The organism is Natronorubrum halophilum, assembly GCF_003670115.1.
In the GTDB taxonomy this organism is placed as follows: domain Archaea; phylum Halobacteriota; class Halobacteria; order Halobacteriales; family Natrialbaceae; genus Natronorubrum; species Natronorubrum halophilum.
In genome coordinates this window covers 138309-151767 of sequence record NZ_QQTY01000004.1, presented here as the reverse complement: position 1 = coordinate 151767, position 13459 = coordinate 138309, and the positions used below count along the sequence as shown (strand labels likewise).

Here is a 13459-nt window from a genome sequence, read left to right as displayed (position 1 = left end):
GTCTGTCGATGAGTGATGGAGTAGGCACTAAGTAATTAGCGTTTTTTTTTTCGACAGTGGTTACAGTTCGGTCGCTAGTGACCTTCGTTGTACGGTGTGACCGAGTCAGGTATCTTTCCGCCGAACTCGTACGCTTCGGCCCAGTTTATCGATGGATTGTCGATCCAGTAGAACGTCTCCATCTCCGGATAGTAGACCAGAAATGCGTCGATAGCTCCGTGATACGTCCGTTCGTGATATGCACCGTCTTTCGTCGTTTGAGAGTGAGTATTAAAGCGCATCGTCTCGTCCTTGTTCGGCCAGCCTGTCTTGCACTGTAGACGATAGAGGTCGCCACCGTCGTCGACTACGAGGTCATACCTGTCGTTATCCCCGAAGGGGATCTAGACACTGTACCCGGACTCGATTAATTTCGAAAGCGCTCTCGACTCGGTTTCATCGCCGATATCCTTCGAGTTACGCATACGGCAGTTGCTCCCGTAATCAAATAAAAACCGTCGGCTGTCGAACTTCGACCGCTGGTTAGTTCAAATCCCTTGGTCCGTTTTTCGAGGAATAGCGACTCGCTTCGCTCGTCGGTTAGTTCCTCGAAGAAGCGCCCGAGGCGGGATTTGAACCCGCGTCACAACCGTGACAGGGTTGTATGATGGGCCACTACACCACCCGGGCTGCCTGCACTCGTTCGTTTCCCGGTAAAACTCTTAAGGGTTGTGTTCCAACTTTCAGTCAATCGGATTATGATAACGCGTTGGCGATCTCCGCTACTGGGTATTCGCGACCGGCGATTTCGATCGCTCAGGGGTTAATTCCTCGAAGAAGCGCCCGAGGCGGGATTTGAACCCGCGTCACAACCGTGACAGGGTTGTATGATGGGCCACTACACCACCCGGGCAACCTGCATTACATCGTTTCCCGCTGGGAGTATTAAGGCTTTTCAATCGATCACCGTGTGGTACGGTGAATCGAGCCACGAACCGCCCTCGAGCCACACCTGTGGTACAAATTGTCATGACCCACAAGGAATTTAACTGATACCGGGCTACTGTCGAATGTGATCGGTACTTCCGGTCAGGCTTGCCCGGTCGGTTAGCCCTGCTTCTGGATCGAGTTAGTAACCGTTAAATGCGTCCCGCCGCTAACTACCTGTAGTATCTCGTGACAGCCGCTTCTCTCCCGATAGCCCACACGCACACCAACCTCAACACATGGTAGACGTAAGCCAACACGAACTCGTACCGGAGCATACCGTCCTCGACGATGACGTCCTCGAGGAGGTCCTCTCCGAGTACGATATCGACCGTACAGACCTGCCCAAAATCAAGCGCAACGATTCCGCCCTGCCGGACGAGGCGGAAATCGGCGACGTCATCAAGATCGTTCGGAACTCACGGACAACCGATCAGGCAGTCATATACCGCCTCGTGGTGGAATAAATGGCAATTGAACTCAACAGAGAAAAACGACGGGACATTTCGCGCGAATACTTCTCCAGGGAACGCCTCGCCGAACACCACTATCGCTCGTTCAACTCATTTCTCAACCGGGGAATGCAGCGGGTCGTCGACGAGAAGGAGACGATCGATACGGATATCGGCGACAAGGAAGGCGAGGAACCGGTCCACGTCGAATTAGGCGACGTCCGCGTCGTCACGCCCCGCGTTCGGGAAGCCGACGGGTCGGAAGAACTGCTCTACCCGCAGGAGGCCCGCCTCCGGAACATCACCTACTCCGCACCCGTTTTCATGGAGATGTCCATCGTCAAGGGCGAGGAAGGCGACGAGCGCGTCGTCGATTCGACCGAGACGAAGATCGGTCGGATGCCGATCATGGTCGGCTCCGACAAGTGTAACATCGCTGGCTTCTCCGACGAGGAACTCATCGAGATCGGTGAGGATCCCGCCGATCCCGGCGGCTACTTCATCGTTAACGGCTCCGAGCGCGTGCTGATGACCAGCGAGGACCTCGCACCGAACAAGATCCTCGCGGAGTACGACACCAAGTACGGCGACGAGATTCAGGTTGCCAAAACCTTCTCCCAGCGCCGTGGCTACCGCGCGCTCGTGCTCTGCGAGCGAAACCGCGAGGGACTGCTCGAGGTGTCGTTCCCGTCGGTTTCGGGCTCGATCAACTTCGTCACGCTCGTTCGGGCGCTGGGCCTCGAGAGCGACGAGGAGATCGTCCACAAGGTCTCGAACGACCCCGAGGTCGTCAAGTACATGCTCGAGAACTTGGAGGAAGCCGAGGTCCAGAGCGAGGAGGAGGCCATCGAGGAACTCGGAAAACGCGTCGCTTCGGGCCAGGGGAAAAACTACCAGCTCAAGCGGGCGAACTACGTTATCGACCGCTACCTCCTGCCACACCTTCACGAGGAGGGCGTCGAGGAAGAAGACGTTCGGATCAACAAGGCCCACTACCTCTGCCGGATGGCGGAGGCGTGTTTCGAACTCGCACTCGGTCGGCGCGAGTCCGACGACAAGGACCACTACGCCAACAAGCGCCTGAAGGTCAGCGGCGACCTCATGAAGGACCTGTTCCGGACCGCACTGAACAAGCTGGCACGGGACGTAAAGTACCAGCTCGAGCGCGCCAACATGCGAAACCGGAACCTCTCGGTTTCGACCGTCGTTCGGTCCGACGTGCTCACGGAACGTCTCGAGCACCCGATCGCGACGGGGAACTGGGTCGGCGGCCGATCCGGCGTCTCGCAGCTGGTCGACCGGACGGACTTCATGGGGGTTCTTTCCCACCTCCGCCGACTCCGTAGTCCGCTCTCTCGGTCCCAGCCGCACTTCGAGGCGCGGGACCTGCACGCGACCCAGTGGGGTCGCATCTGTCCCTCCGAGACGCCGGAGGGGCCCAACTGTGGGCTGGTGAAGAACTTCGCGCAGGCGATGGAGCTCTCACAGAACGTCGAGGACGAACAGGGACTCAAACGCGAACTGGCATCGATGGGCGTCGAGGGCATTCCGGGTCTCGAGGGCATCGAACGATCAACATCGACGGCAGACGACTAATACAATGAGCAGCCAACAACGAGAAGCCAAAGTCTACGTCAACGGGTCGCTGGTGGGGACGCATCCCGATCCGCACGAACTGGCAGCACAGATCCGCGAAGCGCGCCGTATCGGCGACGTCAGCGAAATGGTCAACGTCTCGGTCAAAGACCGAACCCGCGAAGTCATCGTCAACGCCGACGCCGGCCGCGCGCGGCGACCGCTCCTGGTCGTCGAGGACGGCGAGCCACGAATCTCCGATCAGGAGATCGAGGCGCTGCAAAACGAGGACCTCGAGTTCGAGGATCTCGTCGATCACGGCTACATCGAGTTCATCGACGCCGAGGAGGAAGAGGACATCCTCGTCGCCGTCGACGAGGACGATCTCACGGAGAAACACACGCACCTCGAGATCGACCCGCAGCTGATCTTCGGGATCGGTGCGGGGATGATTCCGTACCCCGAACACAACGCCAGCCCGCGCATTACGATGGGTGCAGGGATGGTCAAGCAGTCGCTGGGGCTGCCGTCGGCGAACTACCGAATCCGGCCCGATACGCGCCAGCACCTGCTGCACTACCCGCAGCTCTCGATGGTGAAGACCCAGACGACCGAACAGATCGGTTTCGACGACCGTCCTGCAGCACAGAACTTCGTCGTCGCCGTGATGAGCTACGAGGGGTTCAACATCGAGGACGCACTCGTCATGAACAAGGCGTCCGTCGAACGCGCGCTCGCGCGCTCGCACTTCTTCCGAACCTACGAGGGCGAGGAACGCCGCTATCCCGGCGGTCAGGAAGACCGATTCGAGATTCCCTCCCAGGACGTTCGCGGTGCTCGCGGCGAGGAAGCCTACGCGCACCTCGACGAAGACGGCCTGGTGAATCCGGAAACGACGGTCGACGAGAACTCCGTCCTGCTCGGCAAGACCTCCCCGCCACGGTTCCTCGAGGAACCCGACGACATGGGCGGACTCTCGCCCCAGAAGCGACGCGAGACCTCCGTTACCATGCGCTCGGGTGAATCCGGCGTCGTCGACACCGTCACGCTGATGGAAGGCGAGGACGGCTCGAAGCTCTCGAAGGTCTCGGTGCGCGACGAGCGGATCCCCGAACTCGGGGACAAGTTCGCGAGCCGACACGGTCAGAAGGGGGTCGTCGGTCACCTTGCCCCGCAGGAGGATATGCCCTTTACCGAGGATGGGGTCGTACCCGACCTCGTGCTCAACCCGCACGCACTCCCCTCGCGGATGACCGTCGGTCACATCCTCGAAATGATCGGCGGCAAACTCGGTGCGATGGAAGGACGCCGCGTCGACGGGACGCCGTTCCTCGGCGAAGACGAGGACAAACTCCGCGGCGGCCTCGAGGACGCCGGCTTCAACTCCGCGGGGAAGGAAGTCATGTACTCCGGCATCTCCGGGGAGAAGATCGAGGCCGAAATCTTCGTGGGGATCATTTTCTACCAGAAGCTCTACCACATGGTCTCGAACAAGCTCCACGCCCGTTCGCGCGGGCCGGTGCAGGTTCTCACTCGCCAGCCGACGGAGGGTCGCGCCCGCGAGGGTGGACTTCGTATCGGGGAGATGGAACGGGACGTGTTCATCGGTCACGGTGCCGCGATGACGCTGAAAGAACGACTGCTCGACGAGTCCGACCGCGAGTTCATCCACGTCTGCGGGCAGTGCGGGATGAGCGCGGTCGAGAACGTCGAACAACGGCGTGTCTACTGCCCGAACTGCGACGAGGAGACCGATATCCACGAGATCGAGATGAGCTACGCGTTCAAGCTCTTGCTCGACGAGATGAAGGCGCTGGGTATCGCGCCGCGACTCGAACTGGCAGACGCCGTCTAAGCCACCACCATGCAAAACAGCACACCAAAAGACATCGGATCGATCAACTTCGGGCTCATGGAGCCCGAGGAGTATCGGGAGATGAGCGCGACGAAGATCATCACCGCCGACACCTACGACGACGACGGCTTCCCCATCGACATGGGACTGATGGACCCGCGGCTCGGGGTCATCGACCCCGGCCTCGAGTGCAAAACCTGTGGGAAGCATTCGGGTTCGTGTAACGGCCACTTCGGCCACATCGAACTGGCCGCGCCGGTCATCCACGTCGGCTTTACGAAGCTCATTCGACGGCTCCTGCGAGGTACCTGCCGGGAGTGCTCGAAGCTGCTCTTGACGGAGGACGAACGCGACGAGTTTCGGACGGACATCACGGAATCGCGCAAGCTCGGCCGCGATCTGAACGACGTAACCAAGGCCGCCATCCGGCAGGCCCGAAAGAAGGATCGCTGTCCGTTCTGCGGTGAGATTCAGTACGACATCGATCACGAGAAGCCAACGACGTACTACGAGGTCCAGCAGGTCCTCACGAGCGAGTACTCCCAGCGTATCGCGAGTGCGATGCAGGGCGACGAGGAGGAGGGTATCGAGCGAACGACGCCGGACGAACTCGCCGAGCAGACCGATATCGAACTCACACGAGTCAACGAGATTCTCTCGGGATCGTTCCGGCCGCGCGAGAGCCAGCGGAAGGCTATCGAGAAGGCCCTCGATATCGACCTCACGGAGGAGGACACGAACAAGCTGATGCCGAGCGACATCCGGGATTGGTTCGAGAACATTCCGGACGAGGATATCGAAGTACTCGGCATCGACTCGGACCGGTCCCGCCCCGAGTGGATGATCCTGACGGTGCTTCCCGTTCCGCCCGTTACCGCACGCCCGTCGATCACACTCGACAACGGGCAGCGCTCCGAGGACGACCTGACTCACAAGCTGGTCGACATCATCCGGATCAACCAGCGGTTCATGGAGAACCGTGAGGCGGGAGCTCCGCAGCTGATCATCGAGGACCTCTGGGAACTGCTGCAGTACCACGTCACCACCTTCATGGACAACGAGATTTCGGGGACGCCGCCGGCCCGCCATCGGTCGGGACGGCCGCTCAAGACGCTCTCCCAGCGCCTCAAGGGGAAGGAAGGTCGCTTCCGTGGTTCCCTGTCCGGCAAGCGTGTGAACTTCTCTGCGCGTACCGTCATCTCGCCGGACCCGACGCTCAGCCTGAACGAGGTCGGCGTCCCGGATCGGGTCGCAACGGAGATGACCCAGACGATGAACGTCACCGAGCGCAATCTCGAGGACGCCCGACGGTTCGTTTCGAACGGACCGGAGGGCCATCCCGGCGCGAACTACGTACGCCGACCCGACGGCCGCCGACTGAAGGTAACCGAGAAGAACTGCGAACAGCTCGCGGAGAAGGTCGAGGCCGGCTGGGAGGTCAACCGCCACCTCATCGACGGCGACATCGTTATCTTCAACCGCCAGCCGTCGCTCCACCGGATGTCGATCATGGCCCACGAGGTCGTGGTCATGCCGTACAAGACGTTCCGACTCAACACCGTCGTCTGCCCGCCGTACAACGCCGACTTCGACGGCGACGAGATGAACATGCACGCCCTCCAGAACGAGGAGGCCCGCGCCGAAGCGCGCGTTCTCATGCGCGTCCAAGAACAGATCCTGAGCCCGCGTTTCGGTGAGAACATCATCGGAGCCATTCAGGACCATATCTCGGGGACGTACCTCCTGACGCACGACAATCCGCGGTTCAACGAGACGCAGGCGCTCGATTTACTCCGGGCGACTCGGATCGACGAACTGCCGGAACCGAGCGGCATCGACGACGAGGGTGTCCCGTTCTGGACCGGCTACGACGTCTTCTCCGAACTGATGCCCGACGATCTGAACCTCGAGTTCACCGGCACCGTCGGCGACGACGTCGTCATCGAGGACGGCCAACTCATCGAGGGAACTATCGCCGAGGACGAGGTCGGCGAGTTCGGCGGAGAAATCGTCGACACCATCACGAAGGTCTACGGGAACACCCGCGCTCGAGTCTTCATCAACGAAGTCTCGACGCTCGCGATGCGGGCGATCATGCACTTCGGATTCTCGATCGGTATCGACGACGAGACCATCCCCGGCGAGGCACAGGAACGCATCGACGAGACCGTCGAAGACGCCAACGACCGCGTCGAGGAGCTCATCGAAGCCTACGAGAACGGCGAACTCGAGTCCCTCCCGGGTCGGACGATCGACGAGACCCTCGAGATGAAGATCATGCAAACGCTTTCGCGTGCGCGTGACAACGCGGGGAACATCGCGGACGAACACTTCGAAGACGACAACCCCGCCGTGGTGATGGCTAACTCCGGCGCCCGTGGGTCGATGCTTAACCTGACCCAGATGGCCGGTGCCGTCGGCCAGCAGGCGGTTCGCGGAGAGCGAATCAACCGCGGCTACGAAGACCGTACGCTCAGCCACTACGAGCCAAACGACCTCTCGGCGGAGGCTCACGGCTTCGTCGAGAACTCCTACACCAGCGGTCTCACCCCGCGGGAGTTCTTCTTCCACGCTATGGGTGGCCGCGAGGGACTGGTCGATACGGCAGTCCGGACCTCGAAGTCCGGCTACCTGCAGCGTCGACTGATCAACGCCCTTTCGGAACTCGAGACGCAGTACGATGGCACCGTTCGAGACACGAGCGACACCATCGTCCAGTTCGAGTTCGGAGAGGACGGCACCTCGCCGGTCAAGGTTTCCTCCGGCGACGACAACGATATCGACGTCGAACACATCGCCGATCGCGTACTCGACTCCGAGTTCGACTCCGAGGCTGCAAGGGAGGAGTTCTTCGGCACGAAACGGGAGGCGACGAACCTCTCGGAGCATGCGGATAGTCGAAAGGTTGAACGAACGGAGGTGCCCTCCGATGACTGAAGTCGACTACGCCGTCGACGACGATACGGTCGCAGTGGTCGAAGACACGAATCTCCCTCGACGACTCAAGGACAACGTCTACGAGGCGCTCGAAGAGCGCGGTGACGCCACCGTCGAGGAGGCCGATCAGATCGCGAAGGTCGTCGAAGCTCGCTACATGGATACCCGGGTCGATCCGCTCGACCCCGTCGGGACCGTCTCGGCACAATCGATCGGCGAACCCGGAACGCAGCTGACGATGAACACGTTCCACTACGCCGGTGTCGCGGAGATCGACGTGACTCAGGGGCTTCCCCGACTCATCGAACTCGTCGACGCCCGGAAGACCCCGGACACGCCGATGATGACGGTCTACCTCGAAGACGAGTACGCCACCGAGCGGGAGAAGGCCCACGAGGTCGTCTGGAACCTCGAGGCGACGAAGATCCTCGCGCTGGGTGACGTCTCGACGAACGTCGCGGATATGCGGGTCCAGATCTCGCTCAATCGGGATACGCTCCAGGAGCGAATGATCACGCCCGAGGAAGTCGCCGAGATCATCGAAGACAACCTCGGCGTAAGCACGATCCAACAGGGTACCGAGATCCAGTTCGGTCCCGAGGAGCCGTCCTACCGCGATCTGCTCCAGTTGGTCGAGGAACTGCGTGATATCACGTTTAAGGGGATCGAGGAAGTCTCGCGCGTCGTTATCCGCCGCGAAGAACTCGACGTGGGCGAGCAGTTCGTCCTCTACACCGAGGGATCTGCCTTCGGCGACGCCCTCGAGATCGAGGGCGTCGACGCCTCGCGAACGACGTGTAACAACCTTCACGAGATCCACCGCAACCTCGGTATCGAGGCTGCCCGCGAGACGATCATCGAAGAGACGAACAACACGCTCGCCGAGCAGGGGCTTGACGACGTGAACGTTCGTCACCTGATGCTCGTTTCGGACATGATGACGAACCGCGGTGAGATCGAGTCGATCGGTCGCCACGGCATCTCGGGTTCGAAACAGTCCGTTCTCGCCCGCGCGGCGTTCGAGGTGACGGTCAACCACCTGCTCAACGCAGCGATTCACGGCGAGATCGACGATCTGGACGGCGTTACGGAGAACGTCATCGTCGGGAAACCGATCAAGCTCGGCACCGGTGACGTCGATCTCCGCATGGGATCGACGCGCTCCGGCTCCGGCGGCGGTCAGGCCGACTGATCGATGGGTGTTACCCTCGACGACGATGCCCGTCAGTATCTCGCCGCGTTCGAGGACACCACGGGCGTGAACGGACAGGACTGTCTCGTCACGGAGCCGGCCGACGCCGACTCTGCGGACGAGCGATTGCTCGTCGTCGTCTCGAGCGGACACATGAGCGAGGCGATCGGTCCCGGCGGTCGAACCATCCAGCAGTACGAGGACCGCGTCGGGCTCCCCGTCAGACTCGTCGAAGACGCGACCGATCCCGAGGAATTCGTTGCAAACACGCTCGCCCCGGCGGCGGTCTACAACGTCACGATCAGCGAGAACGACGATACCGTCGCCTACGTCGAAGTCGCCGAGGACGATCGCGGCGTCGCGATCGGAACGAACGGCCGAACGATCGAGGCCGCGCGGACGCTCGCCGATCGCCACTTCGCGATCGACGACGTTCAATTGATCTGAGCGAGTACGATCCTCGGTTTCGATCGCTGTTCGACTCGGTCGCCGGTTTCGATACGAACCGCATCTCCGTCTCCTTACTTCGTCGCTCGATGCGGGTTATCTGCGAGTGACGTATTCAAACCACTATCACCCTCTCGAGAACCTTCGGAGGCGAAACTCTGGAGGATCGAAGGCGGAAGGGATTTCGAAGGGATGAATTTACGAGCCGAGGATGGGAGTATCAACGGTACGCAAACGACCACGTCCGTAGGGACCGCCGACCTGGATCGCGATCCCTGTCATCCGCTGAGTGGGGAGGAAGTCGACGACGTGGACGACAGCGTCGATATTACTCTCGCGTGTACAACCGGAGGGTGCAGAGTCTGTGCGACCAATTATATCTGCTGTGTTCCCGGTTGTATCGCATGTCTTCTGACCGCCTGTCCTCCCATCAGTGTCGGTTGTTGTGAGGAGTGGGAGATCTCGCGTCGAATCCGTCGCGGACTGCCCGAGAGCCGTTACTCGGTGTCGAAACGCCCTCAGATTCCTTCATCGACCCCGATCGAACGCTCTCGAGCCGTAACGTCGGTTCGAAACGGGTCGCTTAAGTGGCTTCGACGGATAGCGACGCCCATGGCAAACGGCAAGTACGCCGCGCGTAAGCTCAAAAAGGACCGCCAGAACCAGCGGTGGTCCGACTCTGACTACGCGCGCCGCGCCCGTGGACTTCGCGAGAAGTCCGACCCGCTCGAGGGCGCTCCACAGGCTCGAGGTATCGTACTGGAAAAGGTCGGCATCGAAGCGAAACAGCCCAACTCGGCAATTCGAAAGTGCGTCCGGGTTCAGCTGATCAAAAACGGCAAGCAGGTCACCGCGTTCTGTCCCGGTGACGGCGCAATCAGCTTCATCGACGAGCACGACGAAGTCACCATCGCCGGAATCGGTGGGGCGAAGGGTCGTGCGATGGGTGACCTCTCCGGTGTCAACTACAAGGTCGACAAGGTCAACGGTGTCGCCCTGAAGGAACTGGTCCGCGGGAACGCAGAGAAACCGGTGCGATAACTATGGCTGCAGAAGACCAACCCGACCCCGACGCCCCAGCAGGTGGCACGGATGTCGGCGCGAAACTGTTCGGCACGTGGGAGATCGACGAGATCGCGTACAACGATCCCTCCACCGAACGCTACATTGCAGTGACGCCGGTCGCTCACACCGCCGGGCGTCACGCCAGCAAGCAGTTCCAGAAGTCCCAGATCTCGATCGTCGAGCGCTTTATCAACCGCTTGATGCAAACCGAAGAGAACACGGGCAAGAAACAGCAGTCGCTCAACCACGTCCGCGAGGCGTTCGAACTCATCCACGAGCGCACCGACGAGAACCCCATTCAGGTGCTCGTAACCGCTGTCGAAAACGCCGCCCCGCGTGAGGAGACCGTCCGCCTGAAATACGGTGGTATTTCGGTTCCCAAAGCAGTCGACGTCGCTCCTCAGCGTCGCGTCGACCAGGCCCTGAAGTTCCTCGCCGAAGGCGTCTACAATGCTTCGTTCAAGACGGCGACATCCGTCGAAGAAGCGATCGCCAGTCAGCTTATCGGGGCATCTAACTACGACGTGCAGACGTACGCAATCAGCCAGAAAGAAGAGAAAGAGCGCGTCGCAGCAGCAGCCCGCTAAGACTACGAGTTCTTTCGTTTTCTAGATCCTGTCTCGAGAGCGGTCGCGATAGGTTCTCGAGGTTATAACTCGTGCGTCTTGATTTCGTTGCTCCATCGGAGTTCGTTATCGAGTAAAACCGGGAATTTCCCTGAATTGAAAAATTCTATAGTTTCTGCATCTGTTATAGGAAATGATTGTATTTTTCCCGATATTATGCGATATGTCTTAATCGAGTCAACATAGGGCATACATAAACTCCCATGCATACATTCTGGTGAAATATACGTCTCAATTTTAATCCGGTTTTCCTTTTTTCCTCGAATTATTGTGCAAATCTCTGGAGATGGCTGGTCAGATTGTACTATTGTTAACATTCCATCTCCGAGGATATGATACTGTTGACTGCTTCCTCCTTTCTTTTGAAAAACATCTAGTGTAGCGTAAAGCGGAAAACCAATGTTTAGTAGTTGAGCAATAGTTTCTCCTGCATCTACTGCATCACTGTTTTTCACCTCTGCAAGCGTTACAATACCACCGATAGCACCTGCCTTGATAAGATTGAATCCCTGTTCATAAGATTGACACGCATTAAGAAAGAACGCCTTCGTTCCAACCGATTCGACAGTTGCAGCATCTAACATTCCATCCGAGCATCGAAAACCATCTGAATTGATATGGCCAATATAGTGGACAAAGTCGCTTTCCCGAGTAAGTACCTGTTTAAGATCGTTTTTTGAAAGGTCATGGTGAATCGTGACCTCAAATGGAAGATCATCTCGATCACCGTATGTTTCATGAACCTTCACAAGCTCTTCACTCATGTTTGCGTCATTACAAATAACTTCAATTTCGAGTGAACCCTCACGGGGTGATTGATTAACACGGTGATGGAATGCCGATAACGGTTTGGTACTTGGAATTACTGATCCATCTTCGTCATTCCAATATTGGTTAATTATCGAAATATTATTGGAAAATATTTTATTTAACCGGTTATCTCCCCCGCTGCATTCACCAACCATGTTTGTTTTGGCACCTACCTGTGTGTGCGTGAGAGAACGGTTGTCTTCGGTAATCGTGATTGCAGAGAAGTCATTAGCAGCAAATGGGAGGTATTCAACATGCTCTGCAGTCGGCTCGAGTTGTGTCTCAAGCCACCACTTTGGAAGTAGTGGTTCTATTGTTGTAAACGGAACTTCGAGATAGGTTTCAAGCTGTTCTGCCATCGTCTGTTCGTACACAGTTTCAATATCAAACTTGAGTCTGGGTTTAATTTTCTTCCGTTCATACAAATTTGTTGGCGTCTTTCCCTCAGTTTGCACGACACAATCAAGTAAAAAAACTTGCTTTAAAGCTTTCTCAACTACTGACTCAAACACTTCCTCCTCCCCGAATTCGTATACATATCCTGTGTCTGTAACGAGTTGTGGTGTTGAACCAGGGACGATCTCCGCTGCGAGGTAATACACGAGTGGTGCAACAATGAATATGTGCCTATATGTTGGTGGTATTTTAATTTGGACACCTGTATTTGGACGAGTTAACTCCTCTGGAATCTCCAGCTCATCACCTAGTTTAATACTTGGTGGATGTCCACGAAGCGTCGGATATGACCGTTCAGTCGTTGTTGATTTCAGTGCTGACCCGAACATAGAAACAGCCCGCATCATATTAATTGGTTCAGGTGTTGTCGTAATTGTCGCTGTTGGATGTGTTTGATGTGATCGCGCACTAACAATCAATTCTGTCACACCATCAAAAGAAATTTTTGTCTGATCTACGCTAATATGAATCCGAGCTGAACTATTAACCTTCACATATACCTTCAATGAGCCTGATATATCGAGGATATATTCTGCCCGCTCAAGAATTATCTTTTCATTCTGGTAGATTTCAGTGATTAGCGATTTGTCTGGATTACGAACATAAACCACATTATCGATTGGTAAGGTAAATCCACTTGTTGTAATCTTTACTGCCGCATCCATCGGGTATGGGATTTTATCAGTATCAGTGGGTATCGGTGTAACTGGTGTTTGTGTTTTGATTTGAAAATGCTGACGTTCAATCGGATCAACAATTACTAACCCATCTTGAACTGATTTAAACTTCGGTTTCATACTAAATGAGTCTAGTTAAAATCTCCACTGGAAAATTCACCTATCTTATAGAGTTAAAGGTGTGTCTATGAAATATACGTTCTGGTTCTATCAGATATTTCGGTTGCTATCCTGTAACGTACGTCATTCATGAATATGTATCTCTCCTTATTTTCTTTTGACTGCATTTGATAGTACCTTCCTGAGAAATACTAATTGTCTCCCATATTTATAGAATTAATCTTAATTAAATAACTCTAGAATAATAGGGGTATTATTTCAATTCACTTCTCGATTAGGAA

9 protein-coding genes, 2 tRNA genes and 1 pseudogene are annotated in these 13459 nt (G+C 57.1%); 8 read left to right on the top strand and 4 right to left on the bottom strand.

The features are described 5' to 3' along the window. Positions 1-74 precede the first annotated feature (74 nt). From DWB23_RS16205 to DWB23_RS16195, 3 genes and pseudogenes are all read right to left on the bottom strand, one after another. Positions 75-464, bottom strand: a pseudogene (locus DWB23_RS16205) (group I intron-associated PD-(D/E)XK endonuclease). Between the two features lie 132 nt (positions 465-596). After that, a tRNA-Asp gene (locus tag DWB23_RS16200) sits at positions 597-669 on the bottom strand. Positions 670-819: 150 nt separating this feature from the next. Continuing rightward, positions 820-892 (bottom strand) — tRNA-Asp (locus tag DWB23_RS16195). A 313-nt stretch (positions 893-1205) separates the two neighbouring features. Here DWB23_RS16195 and DWB23_RS16190 point away from each other — a divergent pair. The 8 genes from DWB23_RS16190 (at position 1206) to DWB23_RS16155 (ending at position 11076) form a co-directional block, all read left to right on the top strand. Continuing rightward, complete coding sequence (locus DWB23_RS16190; protein ID WP_121743836.1) at positions 1206-1433, top strand: DNA-directed RNA polymerase subunit H; 228 nt, start codon at positions 1206-1208, stop codon at positions 1431-1433. Next, positions 1434-3014, top strand: coding sequence for a DNA-directed RNA polymerase subunit B'' (locus DWB23_RS16185; RefSeq protein WP_121743835.1), 1581 nt, complete (start codon positions 1434-1436; stop codon positions 3012-3014). It abuts the gene before it with no gap. A gap of 4 nt (positions 3015-3018) precedes the next feature. Then, positions 3019-4848, top strand: a complete 1830-nt coding sequence (gene rpoB / locus DWB23_RS16180) for a DNA-directed RNA polymerase subunit B (protein ID WP_121743834.1) — start codon at positions 3019-3021, stop codon at positions 4846-4848. A gap of 9 nt (positions 4849-4857) precedes the next feature. Beyond that, on the top strand, positions 4858-7785 hold the full coding sequence (locus tag DWB23_RS16175) for a DNA-directed RNA polymerase subunit A' (protein ID WP_121743833.1): 2928 nt from the start codon (positions 4858-4860) through the stop codon (positions 7783-7785). Then, the gene (gene rpoA2, locus DWB23_RS16170) at positions 7778-8977 is read left to right on the top strand and encodes a DNA-directed RNA polymerase subunit A'' (protein WP_121743832.1); all 1200 of its coding nucleotides are present in this window, start codon (positions 7778-7780) and stop codon (positions 8975-8977) included. Before DWB23_RS16175 ends, rpoA2 begins: the two co-directional genes overlap by 8 nt. Before the next feature lie 3 nt (positions 8978-8980). After that, positions 8981-9424 (top strand): NusA-like transcription termination signal-binding factor, encoded by a 444-nt coding sequence (locus tag DWB23_RS16165; protein ID WP_121743831.1) that lies wholly within the window; start codon positions 8981-8983, stop codon positions 9422-9424. 612 nt (positions 9425-10036) lie between these two features. Next, on the top strand, positions 10037-10465 hold the full coding sequence (locus DWB23_RS16160) for a 30S ribosomal protein S12 (protein WP_004267302.1): 429 nt from the start codon (positions 10037-10039) through the stop codon (positions 10463-10465). Between the two features lie 2 nt (positions 10466-10467). Continuing rightward, positions 10468-11076: a 30S ribosomal protein S7 gene (locus tag DWB23_RS16155; protein WP_121743830.1), complete on the top strand. Its 609-nt coding sequence runs from the start codon at positions 10468-10470 to the stop codon at positions 11074-11076. 62 nt (positions 11077-11138) lie between these two features. On the opposite strand, the gene DWB23_RS16150 is transcribed toward DWB23_RS16155, so the two are convergent. Next, positions 11139-13178, bottom strand: a complete 2040-nt coding sequence (locus DWB23_RS16150) for a hypothetical protein (protein ID WP_238717484.1) — start codon at positions 13176-13178, stop codon at positions 11139-11141. Positions 13179-13459 lie beyond the last annotated feature (281 nt).

Coding starts and splice junctions, on each gene's coding strand:
- DWB23_RS16190 (WP_121743836.1), top strand. CDS start 1,206: ATGGTAGACGTAAGCCAACACGAACTCGTACCGGAGCATACCGTCCTC.
- DWB23_RS16185 (WP_121743835.1), top strand. CDS start 1,434: ATGGCAATTGAACTCAACAGAGAAAAACGACGGGACATTTCGCGCGAA.
- rpoB (WP_121743834.1), top strand. CDS start 3,019: ATGAGCAGCCAACAACGAGAAGCCAAAGTCTACGTCAACGGGTCGCTG.
- DWB23_RS16175 (WP_121743833.1), top strand. CDS start 4,858: ATGCAAAACAGCACACCAAAAGACATCGGATCGATCAACTTCGGGCTC.
- rpoA2 (WP_121743832.1), top strand. CDS start 7,778: ATGACTGAAGTCGACTACGCCGTCGACGACGATACGGTCGCAGTGGTC.
- DWB23_RS16165 (WP_121743831.1), top strand. CDS start 8,981: ATGGGTGTTACCCTCGACGACGATGCCCGTCAGTATCTCGCCGCGTTC.
- DWB23_RS16160 (WP_004267302.1), top strand. CDS start 10,037: ATGGCAAACGGCAAGTACGCCGCGCGTAAGCTCAAAAAGGACCGCCAG.
- DWB23_RS16155 (WP_121743830.1), top strand. CDS start 10,468: ATGGCTGCAGAAGACCAACCCGACCCCGACGCCCCAGCAGGTGGCACG.
- DWB23_RS16150 (WP_238717484.1), bottom strand. CDS start 13,178: ATGAAACCGAAGTTTAAATCAGTTCAAGATGGGTTAGTAATTGTTGAT.